Source organism: Nostocoides sp. HKS02 (assembly GCF_009707485.1).
Lineage (GTDB): Bacteria > Actinomycetota > Actinomycetes > Actinomycetales > Dermatophilaceae > Pedococcus.
This window is the reverse complement of record NZ_CP046121.1, coordinates 3,394,790-3,413,153: the sequence shown is the minus strand read 5'-3', so window position 1 is coordinate 3,413,153 and position 18,364 is coordinate 3,394,790. Positions and strand designations below refer to the sequence as shown.

The 18,364-nt window shown below is 65.1% G+C and carries 16 protein-coding genes and 1 pseudogene; 2 read left to right on the top strand and 15 right to left on the bottom strand.

The window, feature by feature from the left end:
- Positions 1 to 155: 155 nt before the first annotated feature.
- Positions 156 to 818 carry a TetR/AcrR family transcriptional regulator gene (locus GKE56_RS16415; protein WP_230209048.1) on the top strand — a complete coding sequence of 221 codons (663 nt, stop codon included), beginning with the start codon at positions 156 to 158 and terminating at the stop codon, positions 816 to 818.
- Positions 819 to 887: 69 nt separating this feature from the next.
- Here GKE56_RS16415 and GKE56_RS16410 read toward each other — a convergent pair whose 3' ends face one another.
- The 6 genes and pseudogenes from GKE56_RS16410 to GKE56_RS16390 all read right to left on the bottom strand — a co-directional run bounded on the left by GKE56_RS16410 (position 888) and on the right by GKE56_RS16390 (position 7,149).
- Entirely contained in the window at positions 888 to 2,993 is a 2,106-nt protein-coding gene (locus tag GKE56_RS16410) for a hypothetical protein (RefSeq protein WP_230209047.1), read from the bottom strand.
- Between the two features lie 106 nt (positions 2,994 to 3,099).
- Complete coding sequence (locus GKE56_RS16405; protein ID WP_154685455.1) at positions 3,100 to 3,333, bottom strand: hypothetical protein; 234 nt, start codon at positions 3,331 to 3,333, stop codon at positions 3,100 to 3,102.
- Entirely contained in the window at positions 3,330 to 3,995 is a 666-nt protein-coding gene (locus GKE56_RS16400) for an FMN-binding negative transcriptional regulator (protein WP_230209046.1), read from the bottom strand. Before GKE56_RS16400 ends, GKE56_RS16405 begins: the two co-directional genes overlap by 4 nt.
- A 126-nt stretch (positions 3,996 to 4,121) precedes the next feature.
- A pseudogene (locus GKE56_RS18445) lies at positions 4,122 to 4,322 on the bottom strand (VanZ family protein); the annotation flags it as partial.
- 1,251 nt (positions 4,323 to 5,573) lie between these two features.
- Positions 5,574 to 5,777, bottom strand: a complete 204-nt coding sequence (locus GKE56_RS16395) for a hypothetical protein (RefSeq protein ID WP_154685453.1) — start codon at positions 5,775 to 5,777, stop codon at positions 5,574 to 5,576.
- A 448-nt stretch (positions 5,778 to 6,225) separates the two neighbouring features.
- Complete coding sequence (locus tag GKE56_RS16390; RefSeq protein ID WP_154685452.1) at positions 6,226 to 7,149, bottom strand: hypothetical protein; 924 nt, start codon at positions 7,147 to 7,149, stop codon at positions 6,226 to 6,228.
- A gap of 315 nt (positions 7,150 to 7,464) precedes the next feature.
- On the opposite strand from GKE56_RS16390, the gene GKE56_RS16385 reads away from it, so the two are divergent.
- Positions 7,465 to 7,743 carry a hypothetical protein gene (locus GKE56_RS16385; protein ID WP_154685451.1) on the top strand — a complete coding sequence of 93 codons (279 nt, stop codon included), beginning with the start codon at positions 7,465 to 7,467 and terminating at the stop codon, positions 7,741 to 7,743.
- A gap of 161 nt (positions 7,744 to 7,904) precedes the next feature.
- On the opposite strand, the gene GKE56_RS16380 is transcribed toward GKE56_RS16385, so the two are convergent.
- The 9 genes from GKE56_RS16380 to GKE56_RS16340 form a co-directional block, all read right to left on the bottom strand.
- Positions 7,905 to 8,081, bottom strand: coding sequence for a hypothetical protein (locus GKE56_RS16380; protein ID WP_154685450.1), 177 nt, complete (start codon positions 8,079 to 8,081; stop codon positions 7,905 to 7,907).
- Between the two features lie 372 nt (positions 8,082 to 8,453).
- Positions 8,454 to 8,723, bottom strand: a complete 270-nt coding sequence (locus GKE56_RS16375; RefSeq protein WP_154685449.1) for a hypothetical protein — start codon at positions 8,721 to 8,723, stop codon at positions 8,454 to 8,456.
- Between the two features lie 856 nt (positions 8,724 to 9,579).
- On the bottom strand, positions 9,580 to 10,404 hold the full coding sequence (locus GKE56_RS16370) for a class I SAM-dependent methyltransferase (RefSeq protein ID WP_154685448.1): 825 nt from the start codon (positions 10,402 to 10,404) through the stop codon (positions 9,580 to 9,582).
- A gap of 255 nt (positions 10,405 to 10,659) precedes the next feature.
- Entirely contained in the window at positions 10,660 to 11,619 is a 960-nt protein-coding gene (locus tag GKE56_RS16365; protein WP_154685447.1) for a hypothetical protein, read from the bottom strand.
- Positions 11,519 to 11,914 (bottom strand): hypothetical protein, encoded by a 396-nt coding sequence (locus GKE56_RS16360; RefSeq protein WP_154685446.1) that lies wholly within the window; start codon positions 11,912 to 11,914, stop codon positions 11,519 to 11,521. Before GKE56_RS16360 ends, GKE56_RS16365 begins: the two co-directional genes overlap by 101 nt.
- Before the next feature lie 345 nt (positions 11,915 to 12,259).
- Positions 12,260 to 13,210 (bottom strand): hypothetical protein, encoded by a 951-nt coding sequence (locus GKE56_RS16355; RefSeq protein WP_154685445.1) that lies wholly within the window; start codon positions 13,208 to 13,210, stop codon positions 12,260 to 12,262.
- A gap of 198 nt (positions 13,211 to 13,408) precedes the next feature.
- Entirely contained in the window at positions 13,409 to 15,421 is a 2,013-nt protein-coding gene (locus GKE56_RS16350) for a hypothetical protein (protein WP_154685444.1), read from the bottom strand.
- Positions 15,422 to 15,541: 120 nt separating this feature from the next.
- Entirely contained in the window at positions 15,542 to 17,527 is a 1,986-nt protein-coding gene (locus GKE56_RS16345; protein ID WP_154685443.1) for an ATP-binding protein, read from the bottom strand.
- Positions 17,524 to 18,195 carry a hypothetical protein gene (locus tag GKE56_RS16340; RefSeq protein WP_230209045.1) on the bottom strand — a complete coding sequence of 224 codons (672 nt, stop codon included), beginning with the start codon at positions 18,193 to 18,195 and terminating at the stop codon, positions 17,524 to 17,526. Before GKE56_RS16340 ends, GKE56_RS16345 begins: the two co-directional genes overlap by 4 nt.
- Between the last annotated feature and the right edge of the window lie 169 nt (positions 18,196 to 18,364).

The window sequence follows — 18,364 nt, the reverse complement described above, 5'->3', positions numbered from 1 at the left end:
GCATGGATCACAACCGGAGGCACCCCTCATTCTATTCCGGAGGGGGCCCTCCGATTGGCAGATCAATCGTCGAATGCTCAGGAGCTGGGGGTTCGACCCCTCGCGAGCAGCCCAGAAACGGAGGCCGTCCTCACCATCGTCGGTAGACTGATGGAGTGAGCCAGAGCGAGGTCCAGCAGATGCAGAGGCCGCTGCGCCGGGACGCCCGGGAAAGCCGCGACAAGCTCATCGCCGCGGCGCAGGCCGAGTTCGCCGCCCACGGCGTGGATGCCTCCTTGGAGAAGATCGCCCGCGATGCCGGTGTCGCCATCGGCACGCTGTACCGGCACTTCCCCACTCGCCTGGACCTGCTCATGGCTGCCCTCAGGCCTCGGCTCCAGGAGTTCGTCGACGGGGCCAACAAGGCCCTGGCGATGGACGATCCCTGGGACGGGTTCGTCGCCTACCTGAACAACCTGTTCGCCGTCCAAGCAGGAGACCGCGGCTTCAACGACTTCCTCTCCCGCCGCTTCCCCGGCAACTCTGAGACCGAGCACATTCACGACGTGATGTGCCAACAGATCGATGACGTCCTCGCCCGAGCCCAAGAAGCCGGCAGGGCTCGCGCGGACATCACTCGGGCAGACATCGTCAACCTGATCTGGTCCAATGGCCGGATCATCGACGCCACCAGCGCCAAGGCGCCCACGGCCTGGCGGCGCCAGCTCCACCTCATGCTCGACGCCTACCGGGCCGAGCGGGCACACTCGATCCCCGAGCCGCCGATGACGGACGAGCAGCTCTACGACGCCATGGTCCATCTCAGCAAGGTGAAGTAGGGCCTCGCGCAACCCAGGTCGACCTCGACGCGTGATCGCCACCGCTTGAGCGCGACGTTGAAGGTGGACTCATGAGCGGCCGCGCGCATGGCTGCCTTGAGCCAAGCGTGGGACGACCAGGTGCCTGCGTCCGGTGAGCAGCGCTAGTCCGTAGAGGACCGCGACCAGGACAAGCAGCGCGTTGAAGCCGAAGATGAGCGCGAGGTACTCAAGCGCCCCGCCCACCATCGCCCCGAGGAGGTTCGCCGCGAAGGCGACCGTGCTCGAGCCGATGCCCTTGAACCGCACCGCGAAGAGCAGGTTGGCTATGAAGACCGGCAGGAACGCGATCGTCACTCCGGCCAGAAACCGGGGGATCAGGGAGAGCTCCAGCAGCGCGTCCTGAGGGATCAGCCAGGCCGCGGCCAGGGCGGCCAGGAGGCCCGCATAGAGCAGGATCGGCCGACGGAACGAGACGCGACGCGCGACCTCGATCGCCGCGAGGACACTCAGGAGCACGCCGGCGAACACCGCAGCGTTCACCGCCCACGTTGTGCCGAAGAGCAGCGCGAACTGGACGACGTTCTTGGTCTCCAGGAGCAGGAACGCAGCGCCCATGAAGAACAGGTCGGCATACGGCCGCATGGTGCGCAGTGGACCCGCGACCGAACGCACCCCGACGACGGAGGCCAGCAGGACGAGGCCGAGCATCCAGAGGTAGAAGGACGGGATGGACCGCGACGCGAGGTAGGGAAACGGGCGGTCGTCGACCGACGGCTCGAGCGCGGCGGTTCGCGGCGCCCAGGTGGTCGTGCACCCACCGGTGCTGGCGTCCTTGCGCAGGCTGAGCACGGCCTGCTGACGCGGTCCGTAGCTCGGGCCGAGCTGGACGCACGGGGCCGTGCCGTACACGGTCCGCACCGTGTTGGCGTAGCGGTCGAGCAGCCATGGCTCGTAGTAGTTGTACATGGCGAACGTGCCGTCCGCCTTCAGGAGCGAGCGGGCCCTTTCCAGGGCCTGCGTGGTGAAGAGGTAGTTCTCGAGCCGCAGTGCCGACTGGCCCGTGACGATGGTCGCCGAGTCGGGCAAGGCGAGCAGGATGAGGTCGTAACGGCGTTCGGTGCGCTCCATGAACGCCCGGCCGTCGTCGACGTAGGTGGTCACTCGCGGGTCGGAGTAGGGCCGGTCAGGGTGGCGGTCCCGGCCGAGCTGCAGGAGCGCGGGGTCGATCTCGACGGCGTCCACCCGTTTGGCGCCCTGGTCCAGGGCCACCGCCACATCGTTGCCTGTCCCGGCGCCGATGACGAGGACGTCGTCGCGCGAGCCGGCATAGGTGTAGGGGTAGAGGTAGAACGGCGAGCTGCGCCGGATCACCGAGAGCGGGAGGGCGGTTTGCAGCGGAGTGTCGTTGACCTCGACGCGAACGAGGCCGCCGGCCATCTCTGTCGTGTGGATCTTGTAATAGGGCGACCACTGGAAGGTGCCCACGAAGGACTCCGCCCCGAGCATGAGGACGAGGGCGCCGAGTGCGAGCGCAGGCCCGGGCCGGGCCCGACGGCCGAGCAGGACGACGAACAGCGCTACAGCGACAGTGCCCCAGCCCACCGGCGGAAGCCAGAGGAACGACAGGGCAGCGAAGCAGGCGATGCCGGCCAGGCTGCCGACGACGTCGAGCCGGTAGGCCTCGAGCGGCTCGAAGGTGCCGAAGGTCCGGGCCACCTCCTGCCCTAGCGCCATCAGCGTCGCCGAGGTGAGCACGAAGACGACAGCAAGGCTGAGCGGGCGCGGCAGGGGCGGCAGGTCGAACAGTCCCACGAGCTCCCACTGGCCACCGCGTCCGGTCCCCGTGCGGACGGGAAACGCCAGGACAAAGCCAACCAGGCCCGCGAGTAGCACTGGTGCCAGCGGGAAGAGGTCGCGGCCGGCTTTGGCGCGCAGGAAGCCCAGGCCGATGCCGAGGAAGCTGGCCAGCAGGACGAAGTTGGTCATGTGGACCAGGTAGAGGTTGTTCGAGGACGTCCAGCGGATCAGGGCCAGTTCCACGAACAGCATGAGCGCGCTGGCGAGCACCAGACGCGTGCGATTGCCGGGGCTGGGGACACGCGGCATACGTGCTGGGGCTGCCGACCCGACGTCACCGGCCAGCTCACGCTCGTGCTCCTGCTGCATCGTGTCGCCTCCGTCAGCGGTCGGCACCGCCGAGGGAACCGTAGCAAGCGGCGGATGCCTCTGCTGCCTGGATGAGGACGGCAAGCGCCGGGCGTCGCGACAGCTGGGAGACCGAGACCGGAGACCGAGACCACTAGCTGATGGAGCTCACGAGGTGGGGTTCGAGCCCGCTGTCGGCCTTCGTTGGCGACCAGCCCCGTGGTGGTTCCGAGCCCAACCAGCGCCGGGATGTCCTGTCGGCGTACCCGGCGGCTCCGACGTCGTGGATGAGGTTCACCGACAGGGCTGAGCCGAGCTGGACGGAGAACATCGCGGTGAGGGCCAGGGTCCATGGCGGGACCGTGTTGGCTGGGACGACGGTGGTCATGACGTGGCTCGCCGGGACTTCCACTCCCCGATCCGGCCCAGTCGGCGGCGCTGCTGGGTGGCGGCGCCCCGGTCGAGGGCGTGGTCGCGGTGGTCGAGGTGGTCGCTGACTCGCGCTCGGTGGTCGACGGGGTTGGCGTCGTCGTACTTGAACTTCGCGTCGACGCCGAGGATCTGCAGGCGTATGCCGCGGATCCCGGCGAGCATGCGCCCGTAGGGCGGTACGTCCACCGCGACCTTCGCGTGTCCGCCTTCGGGCTGGAGGTCCGCGAGCTGGGTGTCGAGGATGGTCACCTTGCCGGCAGGGTCGTCGACGACGGTGGGGCGGCACACGAACTGCACCGAGGTGTAGTAGCTGGTGGGGACGCCGTCCTCGTCGGGGCCGCCCGCCTTGGCGCGCCAGTGGCTGGGGATGTACGCGTAGTCGCCGACCACGGCCAGGCGCACCTGCGCGGCGGCCTCAAGGTGCGGCCAGACAGGGTTTGGCCGGGCGAGATGAAGCAGAAGCTCGCCCGCCACGATGGTGAAATGGGTGGGCACCACGAGCGGCGCCAACGTCGGGTCAATGTTGTTGACCGCAACGACCCCGAACCGGTCTGTGCGGGCCAGCCATTCCTGCCACTCGGCCGTGTCCAGGGCGGCGTCCCACGGGTGGATGAGCATGTCGGTGTCCTTCGAAAACGATGGGAGGAGGTCGAGGATCGTCCCGGGTGGGGGCGGGTGGGCTGGTCGGGCGACGGCAGGCGTCGCTGCGCGCCGAAGCCCAACCGCCACCACACCAATGACAGTCCCGATGACGCCCCCAGAGACGTTCGACAGCCAGTCAACCGACGAACAGTCATGAGACACCAAGAAGACCTGCGCCAACTCGATCCCCAACGAGAACACGGTCGCCCCTGCGACCGCGACCATGGCCCTGCGGGACATCACATAGGCCAGCACCCCGAGTGGGACAAAGAGCGTCACGTTCAACCTGCCGCCCGGGCTCATGAACGCCTCCCGCAAGACCGCCACGGCGATCAGTCCGCGCCAGCATTGACGCAGCCGACCGGATGGGTCCCCGGACAGCCCAAGGCCGGGGTTCAGCGTCACGGACACAATCAGCCCACACGCGACCGTCACCGCGGCCGGGGTAACCCACGCCCGGCCCCGAGCCGCCAAGCGAGCAGCCACCACCACGGCAACACACGCCCACAACACCAGCAGCAGCTGCACATCACGCTGCGACCACATCACCTCGATGGAGGCAAGCACACACCCTCCCGACTCACACCACCCCGAGCGCCCAGTGCACGCACCACAGTAGGCGCGAACAGAGGCCAACGAACGTTCCACACGCCAATACGCGAACCAGCAGAGGCGAGCCACCCGCTCCGTCGTCGGCGCCCTCAGGGTCCACGAGCTCGACGGCGCGCAACAGCTAGCCACTAGGGAACCCCAGCTGTTTCCGCATCTCCGATACCAATCGCACAACCCAGATCGATCCCAAGAAGTACCGCGGACGTCCTCACCTCAAGAGATCGAGGGTGGCATCTTCCGCCCTCGCGTTGAACGACTCTCGTCGGCACGCGCGACTGCACGAAGCTCGTTGATGGAGTGCTCAAACAGGTCGACGTCGTGCGCGCGGTGCTGGAGGACGACGTTCCAGTGCACGGGGCGCTTCCTCGAAGCCGACTGGCCACTCATCGGTGGCGCCTTCACCACGCGCGGCGTGCAGGCTTTGTGGCCCAAGTAGCTCTATCCCCAGCTGCAAGGAGGCCAGCTCACGGCCGATGTGATCGCTGAGATCCACCGAACGCTCGCACTGTCGCTGCGAGCGGCCTGATCTCTTGCGCCGCAACGCGGCGACAAGACGCGGCTCGTCACCACCGCTTGACGAGTGGATCGCGGCATGAGCGGACGGTCAGTGCCAGTCAGCCACTGCAGGTCCCGGGGCGAACTGGTCGCTCCAGCCAGTCGTCTTGTAGAACCGGCGAACCTCCGGCTTGGGGTACTTCGAGACCCGAACGCTGACGAGGCTGGGAGCGCCTTCGAAAGCACGAAGGGACTTGTCCACCGGGCGAACGCCGAAGAGTTCGAGATGGGCGAGGCGAGGCAGTCTTGCAAGTGGATCCAGGGAGTCAACCGTTGGGACCTTTCCCGACGCGTCCCAGCTGGGCAGCGTGGAAAGACGCAGCGTACGCAAGCGAGTCAGCCCCGCCAGAGGCGCGAGGTCGGTCACAGCGGGCAGATGCAACAGCCTCAGGTACTCCAGTCGCTCCAGGTCAGCAACCGCTCCAAATTGTCGTCTGGGTATGTAGCGACCACCAGGGTCTCCAGATTCGGATAGCCGCGAAGAGCGTTCAGCGACTGATAGTTGCAGTGCCAGATGCGGAGAGCCGAGACGCCCACAGCCCCGTCCTCCGGCATGGACCGCGCCTTGTCGCGCATGAGGTCAACGTGCACCAGGAGAGGCTGGCAGACACCCTCAACTCGGCAGTTCCGCTCGCCCGCAGCCACACGAGCGGATCGCGGCATGGTCGGGCGTTGTCGGCTGACGTGACTCTCTACCTCGGGCGCGTCCCCGTGCTATGGCGACCGGGCCCCGGATTGCGACGCGACGCTTGGCCTCCGAGCACCAGCGCGGCCAGAAGGATGGCGGCGCAGACTCCCGCCGCCGCGAACCATCCTGCCGCAGCCCAACCGCTGGATTGGCTAGCCAGTCCCAGGGCACACGGGATGCCGATTGCTGCGGCAACGTGCAGCCTCCAGAAGTCCCGATACATGATGAGTCAGTGTGGGCCTTCCAAGGTCCGGCAGAAGACCATCGCCCGCACATCGGGCCGAGCGAACCGCGGCATGGTCGGGCGAACCGCCCCGACAGCGGCATGAGTGGGCTTGCCCGCAGGACCTCTCAGGCGTCGGGGAGCGCGTCAAGCCGTTCGGCGAGGTCCGGACTGACTTCGATCCTGACTCCATCGTCGGAAAGGCGAGACACCCGCTCGATCGAGCCTGGACGCCACCAATAGACATCTGGGCTGAGTGGTCCGGTTGCATCGCGATAGCCAGCTGCCGCGAAGCCGGCCAACAGCTGTAGTGAAGGTACGGCTGACCGCTCGCGCAGCACGTGAAAGTCCAATTGATTCCGATTTGGCAAAGCTACGAATGCGCCGAGCTCGGGGTCGATCGCGAAATCATGTCGATCAAGTACCTCGTCCAGAATCAGCAGCAGGGATGCAGTGAAGACCGATTCGCCGAGCAGGACCTCGATCGATCCGCCTTGATGCTGAAGCGCCTCACGCTTGTCCTCGCGGACCGTGCGCAGGTTCTTCATACCGGCTGCCATCAGGGCGGCGCGCCCAAACCTCTCGATGTGCTCGTCCATGAAGTACTGAACGGTCTCTGGAAGGTCCAGGTTGAGCACCAACGCGAGACCCGGAGCGATCTCTTCGGCGTACGACATCGCCGGGATCAGGTCCGCTGTTGGCATCACGCGGCAGTACGTCGCAGATAGCACGTCCTCGTCGTCGAGTTGGTCGAAGGCGGACGGGCCGCCCATGGATGACGTGATTCGGCGGACGTGCTCTTGAACGAGCTGCGCCCACGCCTTTCGGCCGCGCTCGTCGCTGTGGCACGACGCGGCGAGATTGGCGAGGCCGAATTGCGTCCCCTGGGAGTCGACGACGTGATCCGGGAAGACCTGGACCTCGCGGCCGACTTCAGCGAACGCGGCCCGCACCATTCTCCGGAACTCGCCGGCCGCAATCGAGCTCCAGTACGGGAATGCGTCATCGGGTGCGGTGTCCGGAACGCGCGGTCGCCGCGAGAAGAGTGCCACGCGCCCGATCCCACCATCCGCGCACTGGGGCGTCAATTGTCGCACGGTCGAAAAATCCGGCGGCGCTAACGGACTGTCATCGGCATGACAGGACGTTCCCAAGAGCGAAATGCCAGGGGACTGCGGGCTCAACCAAGTTCGCCTACGTGTATATGCCTCGGAGAACGGCATGGTCGGTCGAGTTCATGCGAACATCTGATCCGACAAGAGGAGTCTCGCGTGATCTCACGGCACAGAGGAGCTGTTTTCGTCGTTGTCAATCGCGAGGTCCAGTTTTATCGGGCAGCTGCTGCGTTGCTCCGCCTCGTTCAACGCATGGAGCGGGATGAGGCCCAGTCGGCCACGTTCTATGACCTCGACGGCCAGGTTCTCCAGCTGTCGTTCGCCGGGGACTCCGCAGCGCTCTGGCCTTCGGGCCGGTCGGGTGTCGATGAGCTGAAGACGGCCTTGGCCCAAGTCAGCGGCGGGGAAGGCGATCCCGATCCTCGGGTCGTCGCGAACCAGGTGCTGGATAACCACTGGCTCAACCGTTGGCCACGTCGACCCGGCTGGTTGCGCCGACTCGTGCTCGGGTCAAAGCCGCCCACCGTCTAACCCTGGAACGTGGCTGTCACCTGCCCACACAGCGGCTTGTGAGCGCCACGACGGCACGGTTCCATGACGGCATCCCAGGAGACTGCGGGCTCAAGCAAGTTCGCTCACTTGTATTAGTCGACTGCGCGCGGACAGCGACAGCAACGCCCGACGGCACGCGATCACGTCAGCCAGCGAATGACCGTAACGAGGCCCACCACCGCAAGCGCGACCGCCAGCCCGAGCCCACCGAAAACCGCAATGTCGTCAAGGAGCTCGCGAACACGATGCGTCGGTAGTGGCTCCGCAGGAGAGAAGTCAGGCGGCGGCAACAACCCCTCCCGCAGGTAGTCGGTCATGTGCTGCTCAGAACAGAACGACAGGTTCAGGAGATCCCCCGGCCATGGGTCCGGCGAATCTGGGTCCTCGCGCCCCAGCTCCATATGGTGCCAAAGCGGCTCCTGGACACTGTCATGGCAGTAGGCGCACTCGATTGGCGGAGGTCCAGTTCCCTTGCTCACCGCCACAGTGTGGGGGATGGCGCCGAAGGCGCCCAGTCGTTTTGTCTTGAAGCCGTCCGTGCAGTCGCCAGATGGGTGGGGGCTCAGATCCGCTCATCGGCCATGTCCGGGCTGAGCTACGCAGGAATACCAGGGGACCGCAGGCTCAAGCAAGTTCGCTTACTTGGATTTGGCGCGGCGAGCGCGGACGCGGCAGTTGAGGGCGGTCCCTCAGAAGAAATCGAGGATGAACCGCCCGGCAGCCTTCAGCGTCCGCCCCAGCGTCGAGAGCCAACTCGCACCTGAGGAACGGGACGTCCGCCACACCGAAACCATGACGATCAGCAGACCAGCCAGTGCAATGAGCCAAGCAGCCGTCAGGACAGGATCTGGATAGTCCACCATGAACGACGTGGCGAGGACGATCCCTTCGGCGCACAGGGCCACCAAAGCCGTAAGGAAGGGAACGTACACACCACGTCGGGCCGGCTCGACACTCACAGTCGCATCCTCCCATCCACGCGGCTATGCGAGGGCTCGCGTTGCTCAATCAAGTTCGCTTACGTGTGTATCCCCGGCGAGCTCGGACTGCGGCAGATGAGTACGGCGCCGTCGTCCTATCGCGATTGACGTGCGCGAGCGCGTCTCCACGCGACACCGATGCCAGCGCCCGCAGCGACCAGGACACCCAAGCCCAGCAGCGAGGGGATACCGAGGAGGACAACTCCGACTCCGGCCTCTTGGTCCGCGTTTGAATCAGGTCCAAGGATGAAGGCCAACACGTAGGCACACCCCAGAGCCACGGCTCCGACGGGAACTGACACGGCGGCGATGACCCAACGGGAGGCCCGACCCATGCGGGCGCCCCACGCTAGCGTCGAAGGGATCGGCAGCAGCAGGGCCGCGACGAAGAGGACGCCGATGACGTCCCAACCGGACGAGTCGTCCCTCATCGCCGCAAGGCCAATCGGCATCCACAGCGTGAGCGACACCAGCCACAGCACGCCCCACACGGCGGTCCGGAGAGTCAAGGGCAAAGGTCGGGACGACGTGGGCACCCACCGGGACCCGGTCCACCGCCAACGACCGTCCGGTGATACCAACTGCAGCTCCCCGACTACTGGGGGACCGAATGCCTCGCGCTGTGTTAGTGCCGACATCGGGGTGAAATCCATGAACGCATTATCACCGCTCGCCCGCGTTCAGGCTGGCACTCGGCACAGGCTGCCATGTCAGATGCGAGCGCACATCGGCAGATCCGGTAATCCGAAGCACACTCACGTAGCCCGCTTGCGGCGGTATGACGCACCGAGTGGCCGCCGGTTTGAGTCGATCATCGGCATGTGAGCTGGGAGGCTCAGCCTCGTACGGCGGTGATCACGACGAAGCGGCCTGTGCTCATGAACGCGTCCGGGGATTCGTTGCCGTCTTCGAGAATCGCTAGCATCCGGGCGCGAGCCACCTCGCCCTGACCAAGCCGCTTGAGAACCCCGATGCCCATAACGGCCATGGGGTGCGTGCTGGCGCTATCCATGTAGGCCTCTGGTGACAGCGCAGTGAACGCCAGCTCGTGCGGTTCGGCTGTAACGGTCATGTCGTGGGTCGCGAAGAGGGTCGTGAGCGCCGCGGTGTCGTGCCAAGCGAAGGGGGGCGGCGGCGCAGGGGCGCCCAACGCCGCACGAACCATCTCCGCCGCGGCCTGGTTCAGCTGGCCGATCGCTCCGCCCGGCAGCCAGGCGGTGAAGATGATTCGTCCTTCTGGCGCCAGCACCCTGACCATCTCGTTGACCGCGGCAACGGGATCGGGACAGAAGATCACCCCGAAGTTCGACAGGACCGCGGTTACGGCGCCATCGGGAAGGGGCAACGACGCGGCCTCCCCGGGAAGGAACTCGATGTCCAGCCGCTCGCCTGCAGCCTGGGTGCGTCCGACCTCCAGGAGGCGAGCGGCCGGGTCCACCGCGATAGTGACCGCGCCAGCGCGTGCCGCCATCAGGGCCACGGTGCCAGTCCCACAGCCAAGGTCGAGGACGTGCTCTCCTGGCACGAGATGGGCCGCTGCGACCAAGGCCTCCGCGGCCGGCACAAGCGCTGAGGCCGACCGCTCGTACTCGCCCGCGCCCCAGTCGATTGCACCCGGCGTGGAGTGGGGGGCCGTGGTTCCTTCTGGGACGTCGGACATATGCGCTCCCTAAGAGTCACCTCGCAACGTAACACTGATGCGAGCCCCGAAACGGTCAGCAAGACCGCGGCGCCGGACCGCACTCATCGTAGGCCATGGGCGCGGTCTGACGCGGCGGAATGACGCGCCGCGCCGATAACGGCAAATGCGCGCCTTTGCGGGAGCCCCACCCACCTTCGGCTGGTGCTAGAGGGCCCCCAACGCCGAAGCGCGTCAGGGCATCGATGCGACCGATGTGGTGGCGCCACACGCCAGCTAAGGGAGCACGAGGAGCTGCTGCCGGACCTCGTCGATCAGATCTGCAATTCGGATGGCGTCCCGGGCTGTAAATGCTGAGGCGGGTCCTCTTCCAGGGTGTACAAAATTGCGATAGTCGCGCGCCCGAGATGCGTAGTCAGCGCTCGTAGCGTCGATGAGTCCCAAGCGGCGTGCGGTTTGGATGCGCTCGTCCAAACTCCACGCGGAGATGGGCTTGACTGAGCCCTTGGTCTTTGGGCACCCGTCCAACCCGGCGAGGTCCCTGGCCGGGACGCGTTCCAATCTTGCTCCTAGCAGACCCTCCAACACTCCCCCGAGCATGATGATGCAGGCCAGCGTTGCCCCCGAGCCTAGGGAGGATCTGGCCTCATCCCAGCGATGTGCCAAGTCCTCGATCAGGCCGGGATGCATGATCCCTTCCAGTCCGTCCTTGACCAAGGGGGCGGTCAGTACGCCGATGTCTGCCGGGCGAGGCTTCCCAAGAACATATGAGTGTTCGTCAAGGCTGGCGAATAGTTGTATTAGCCATTTTGAGTTGTCTGGACAGTGGTCCAAGACGGTATCGCGGGTGATCGTACCGGCGATCGAGACGACATGCCCGAGCCGTAGAGGACGGCAGTGGGCCCAGACCATCGGAAGGCCGGGCTCCTCGAATAAATCACGATCGCTCAGAAGACGCGTTGTCTTGGGCGTTGTCGCCAAGATGTCTCCGGTGAAGTGCAGGGCCGTCGGCGATGCCACGCCGACGCCTCTCAGCCCGTCAAAACTCTGTCGGACGTATGGAGTGTCGACACCCCACAGCTCCTCGACACCGCACCAGATGAACGACGGATCGATGTCGACGGCGGAGATCTCGTCATGGCCGCGCAGGTACGTGCCCCCCGTTCGCTGGGGCCTCCCATGAGAACGGGAAGACGCCAGCTCCAGGGTCGGGGTCGTTGGCGTCCGGAAAGACATTGAGCATGACTGCCTGCGCCCCTTGCGATATCCGTTCGCGCAGCCAGTCGATCGGAACCCGAGCCTCACCATCGGTGATGAGCCATCGATCGACGAGGATGATGTCGGGTGGGTCGATGTCCTCAACGCAGATGAAGTCGTCGCGGTGATCCGGGGACAACTTTTCGATCCGTGCCTTGCTAACCCAGTAGGTCGCCCGGACGTCGTAGTGCTTTTGCATCTCGGCTATGAAGGTGTTCGACGACCATCCCTGGGCGCGTGGGGTGGACGTCAGGATCAACATCTGCTTCGTCAAGCTGGATGCTCCGTAGGCTCTCGGATCGGGCGGCATGCATTGCTGAGTGTAAGGATGCCTACTCTGTGCATCCTCGGCGCGCAAAACAACGCGATTCGGCTCAAATGCGTTGAGGACCGAAAGAGCCGCTCACCGGCGAAGAACGGGCAAACGTCCGGTGGCGCAACTTTGGGGCCGGGCGGTGTGACGGTCCCGACCGGTTAGACAGCTCGTCGGACGATCGGATTCGCATGAAGTCTCCGATGCGCGATCTCCCGCTGAGGCTGGCGGCAGGCCCGTAGACCATCCGCCCAATAGAAGCTGAGGAGTCTGACGGCTACTAACGCGGCGGAATGATGGCGCTAGTCAGTCTCCAGCGAGATTGGCGCCGGCAGCTTGGGCTGCTGCGTAGAGCCGCGCGAGGTATCGATGGGTCTCCATGAGGACTAGCAGACATCCGGTCTCGGTGAAGGCATGTTCTTGCCCGGGATCGAATTCCCCGCGTGGGTGAACCCCGTAGTTGCGCAGGTCTCTGAGGTAGGCCGCGTGGGTCCTTAATTCGGTAACGGCCAGCCTTTGTCGTTTCACGGAGCTGAGCGCCTCGCCAACGAGGTGCTGAAGGAGTGCTGTTCGATTCTCGGCGAGGGCCTTTTCGAGTTCCGGATACGAGGGGAGCAGCGCCTCACCGATGGAGTACCAAGCGGCCTCGCTGACAGCGCCGATGAGGTTGACGGCGCTTAGATACAGGCCACGCCTTGAGGCAGCGAGTGCTTCTTCCAGGCAGCGACGTGCCCGGTCGTCCAGCAGCCCGTCGAGAGTATCGACGAACGCATTGGCATCGAGGATTGGCAGCTCACCTAGAGCATCGCGGCCTGGGGTCAGCCGGAACGTGTCCGCAAGGCTCGGAGTTGCGACCGGAACTCGTTCGCCGCCGCTGGTGCCTGCTCGGTGCACCGCGACGCTGAGGTAGTCGTTGCTCGGTGACGCCGCGGGGATGAGGACGCCGTCGGCGACCAACGTAGCGACTGCGAGCTTGGTCGCGTATCCGAGTCGCTGACGTGCGATCTGAGGAGCGTCCCTATCGACATCGGCGGCCGTTGACCCTGGCCGCACGTCGTACGGTTCCTCCGGGTGCCCGGGGCGCGGAACGTCGAAGTGCTCCAAGACCGCGTATTCGACGCTCGAGAGCGAGACCGAATCTCCTGTTGCGAGCTTCGCGAGTGCGACTTGCTTTGCCACAAGGACATCAGCATCTGTGGGCATCACGGCCAGGCAGATGCCAGCGTAAACGTCAGGCTCGACGATGGTTGGTTGCACGAACAGACCCTACGACTCAACTGCGGTGCTCGGTGGCCCTGCGTCGCGAGGGTCAGCTCAGTCCTCGGTGGGAAGCGTGCTGCGAGTCCAACGGGCGCGACCCGACGCGGCGAAAGGACGCACTTCAATGCCGTCGCCTACTTGATGTCCGCAACCTTGCCCGCGCGCCTAACTACAGGCCTCCCGCCGGCTCGAGAACTACTTGGCTACACCTGTCCTCGTCTGCCGGGGAGTGGGTCGGTTCCCGCGGACGACTACAACGACAACGTGACGGGTCTCCCCGCCAGCTAGGACCTCATCGACCCACACCGATTGCGCCAACGAGGCCACCCCCTCGGTGTGGTCGGTCAGGTCCAACACCATCTCCACGGAGATGCGCGGACCGCCTGTCGAGTAGGCGGCAGCCTGACCGCCATACGCCGCGTGAAGTGCCTCACGGGAAGCATCCGACAGTTCGCGCTTCACCTCGATGACGAACCGATGCGACCGGGTAACCGTAAGGTCCGCACGACCAGCTGCCACATCGCGTTCCTCCAGGCGCGTGTAAGGCCGAAGTCCCGAGTTGCTCAGCCACCTATACACGTCCTTCTGCAGGACCTCCTCGCCGAACGGCGCGGCGCCGGGCGCCGGCGGAAACAGGTATGCGATGTCCTGCTTCCAGCTCTCTCGGCCCGCATCAACACGGTCGGCTGTGAACCGTAGGACGGCGGTCACCACCTCGACGAGCTCCTCACGAACCGTTCCGTGGAAGTCTTCACAGTTCGCCAGGCCATCCAGCACCGTCGCGAGGAGGCCATCAACTACCGGGTCGGTAGACCGAGCTAGGGCCCTTGCTCGCGCCCCAGCCTGGTCGTTGAAGAACGCGACAACGTCCGGCAGCTCGTCGACTGCACGTGCCAGAGCGTCGGCGCCCTTAAACTCCGCGTCGACGCCGAGCGCGGCGGCCAACGCGGGCGCGGAGCTCCAGACTTTTCCCACCGCATCACCTACTGCCGCGCCATCATTAGCACTCACCGATTCGAGCAGTTCCCGAGCAGCACTTACTTGGTCCTCGGCCAAGTCTCCGGCCTTGACTGCAGCGCGCAGATGCTCCAGCAGCCCCTCATGCGCAATGAAGGCCGCGCGGACAGGCGGCTCAAGAACAATCCGCAGTCCGTCGGCCGAGATGACCGACACTGATCGCGACGCCTGATACGCGGCGAGCACCTGCGACAACGTCTCCGCAGGCGTGCGCCACGACGCCTTCCCCAGCTCAGGAACCGACAGGCGCAAGGTGTTCGCAAGAGCGAACCACTCCGCTTCGGCCAACCGACGAGGAGCAGCCCATCCACCCATCACAGACCGAGCTGAGAACGCTGCACGGCGACCCAGAGCCTCCGACAGAGCCGTCACCGCATTTAAGGGTTCGTCTACCAAACCGGTCGGTGCAGCACTGAAGGCCAATAGGACGTCCAGTGCTGCGCGGTAGATGGTGGCGTCGTCCCGCGCCTCTTCCGCGGCCTCCACATCGGCGAATCGCGAACGAGCCTCAACCAGACCATGCATTACAGACTCGACCGAGTCTGATTCCAGCGCCGATCGCAGCATCTGTTGACCAAGTTCGAACAACGCGTCTGTATGTGCATCCGGATGTTCCAGCAACGTCGTCAACAAGGTCCCGAGCGTGTCCTCACGCCATTGGTCCATAGCTAGACCGACAAGGCGAGGTAGGCGCTCCAACAATTCGGCCGAGTCGTCCAGCGTCACGGAAGCCATGAACGCCAGCGCGCGAAACCTGCCCGTCGCCTCCGTTAGCCCCAGACGCGTCAGCACCTCCAAGTATGCGTACGCCTGGAGACCCTGACTTGATCTGGTCTCTTGTGCCCGGTCCGCCAACGCACCCGCCAGGGGCTTCCCGTGGGCGGCAAGGAAGCACGGCGACGACAAGGCAACGTCGGCGGCATCCATGAACATCAGGCTCTGCAAACCGGGCAAAGCCTCGGCCACAGCCGCGAGAAGGTCTGGCGCATGGGAATCATCCGCCCTGGCCGCAGCTTCGGCCAACGACACAAACTCAGGTGCAAGGGTCCGAACGGCAGATGAAACCACTGCAGCATCATCGAAGTCAGCCTTGTCAACCCGCGCGTAAAGCTCATCGCCAAAAGCGTGCAGCTTACCCAGGTCGGAGCCGTCCGGTGCGGCAAGCACGCCGAGCACATCCATCAAAGACACGACCTGACCTCCTCACCAGTCGACCGACCTGAACGCCCTACTAACCTGCCCGCACATCACCTCGCGGCAACGATCTCGAGCTCCAAGACTGATGGTGCCGCAGGCCGCCGACACAGGCGCTCACCACAGCGGACCGCCCTCGAGGTTCGAGTAGATGCTGTCCGCCGGCACATGGTCCACGACCGCAGCCGGCTCCGCAGACGCAATAACGACCTGCAATCCGGGCAGTTCGGACTTCAACGAGTCAAGCTCCTCGAGCAGGGTCGCCTCGTCATGAACCGTCAGCTCATCCGAGCCAGGCGAGTCCAACAAGATGAGCCCCGGGTGCGATCCCACACCCGCACGTGCACCGACCCGGAGAAGGGCGATGATGACCGCCACCCTCAGACGCAGCCGCTCACCACCGGACACCTTCTTGAATGGCACCTCCGCACCGGCGGTCGTCACCTGCATCCCACCATTTCGCTGCAGGTCGACCTTCTCCAAGTTCTGGATGTTGAACTTCCGCCCCAACGCCAGAATTTCGGCGTTTAGGTCGATGAATATTTCCTTCGCGGCCTCCGCCGTCACCTCCGTAAGCACCTGATTAGCTGCCTCGATGACCACCAGCGACTCGGACGGCTGCAGCTGTTCGCCGCCCTCGGGCATGCTCTCGAGCCGGCCATTAAGCCGAGCCTCCACTAGCCGCAACGCCATCCGGTTGGTGAACTCGTCCGCCCGGCTCGCACCTGCGAGTTCACGCGCCAACCGCTCAACAGTCCGGCGCATCTCGGCCACGTCATCTGCAGCAGTGTCAGCCGAGGCGCGCGCGGCCTCCTCGGCCTCCTTTAACGCTTCCAGAGCATCGCCGGTGTCCTCAGCCTCACCCTCGTCACCGGTGTCAGAGTCCGTGAGCGGGAACGGCTTCGTGCACACCGAACACTCGTGGTCGCTCTCCTCGCGCACCACCCGTGCCTTCTCGAAGCTCTGCTCACACCGCGGACAGTGTCTGGGCTTCAGCCCTTGGAACAACAGCTCCGCGAGCTCGGTCTCACGGTCACCGCTGGCGCGAACCTCTTCAGCCTGGCGGGCAGCCTTCGCCTCGTCGAACGTCGCACCAGCCGAACGGTTCACTGCCGCAAGCTCGTCCAACCGGAGTTCCGCTTTACGAAGCTCGGCAGCAATCACCTCATACGACCGGTCGCCCTCCGACGGCAACGCCGCGAACTTCGCCTGCACATCAGCAAGTTCCGCCGCCAGCGCCCGGCGCTCCTCAGCGCGCGCGGCTGCATCCTGAGCGACCCGCCGGGTCTGATTCGCCTCATCCTGCCGAATCACCTTGCCCAGAGTGGAGAGGCGGATCTGCGTGCTCATCAACGGCACGTTGCAAAAGAGCTGCAGGATGCGAGCTGGCAAGGCCGCGAATACCACGTCTCCGAAAAGAATCTCGGAACCAGCACGCGGCAGATAGATGCCGCCGAAGTACGCCGGCCACGTGTTGTCGTGAGCGGCACCCTGGTCACTGTTCGGACGCTTCTGAAAGTTGGTGATCGGCTCCAAGCTCAACAAGGTCAGCATTAGCTGGTCCTGCTGCTCCTTGAACTCCGCCTCCGACAACCCGGTCGCGATGAAACTCACCGATTCCGCTGACGTCTCGCCAGCCAAGGCCGCCGACAGCACGTCCGCGTCGGAGGCGCGCACGATGTCGGCAACGAAGCCCGTCTCCTGCTTGGTCAACACCACTGCCATCGGAACACCGTTGACCGAGTACTCCAAGACGATGCGCTCGAACCACAACCGCACGTCGGCACGCAGACCCCGCGGACTCCCTCGCAGAGCCCACGCGATGAGCTCCAGCACCGACGACTTGCCCCGCAGGTTCTCATTCGTGATGAGCGCGGTGACCCCGTCGGAGAACTCGAATATCGCCTCGAACGGGCCATCCCATTTCGTCCGCGACCGCACACCCGAAAACGACAGACGCCGCACATCCAATGCGCGCTGCGCCGGCGGAACCGGAACTAGCGACACGGCATTCGCCTTCAATACCGTCTCGACCACATCAACACCGACGCGGGCCTTCGACGCAATCTTCTCTGTCAGTTCGCTAGAACTCGGAACGCTCACGCCGACTCCCCCTCAAGACCTGCACGGATCTCGGCAAGCCGCACGCGCGCACGGTCAGTAATGGACGGGATACGCACCCCGTTCTTAGTCTGCAGGTACTCCTCCTGGATGTACTGCCGGTCCTTCAGTTCCGTCGCGCCCTGACCACTCGCCAACTGGACAACCAAAGCCGACCGGTACGAGTACCAGGCCAGGTCCTCGTACTCCGTCCGGATACGCGCCACCATCTCCCGGCCCGCCTGCAGCAGAAAGTAGTTCGTCTGGACCACATGGCCCGGCCGGCCCTTCTTCCGGCGAACCATCAGGTCCGCCTGCCGCAGCACTGCCAACGCATCCTCAAGGTCCTCGTAGGCACCGAACAGGTAGCGGAGCATCGGGTAGCGCCGTAGTTCCGGTTCCTCGCTGTCCAGAATTTCACCGGCCATCTGCAACAAGGCGGGGTCCTGGTCACCGTTCACGTAGTCGGTCAGCAACTCGTTCGCGAGGTAGTCAGGGTTCCGGACCCAAAAGTCCAACTTCTGCAGACGGACTTGGGTACGGACCACCCCGATGGCGGTCTCCAGCGCAGGGTCACCCGCGATGTCCTTTCCAGACACTGGCTCGACCGCTTCGTTGATAAGCATCAACAGACGCACCGCGTCCTGCATGCGCGTGGTCGGGCCACCCATCAACATCCTCCGAGGTCGGCGACACGCAACGGCCCAACCCCGAGACCACCACGTCGAAGTCCCATGAAACCAGAGTTGGTCACCGAAACGGGCGCAATCGGACCGTCCCCGCACCGCCTTCGGCCTGGGTCAGCCCCAGACAGCGTCGGTATCGCGACGGTTCGTCATC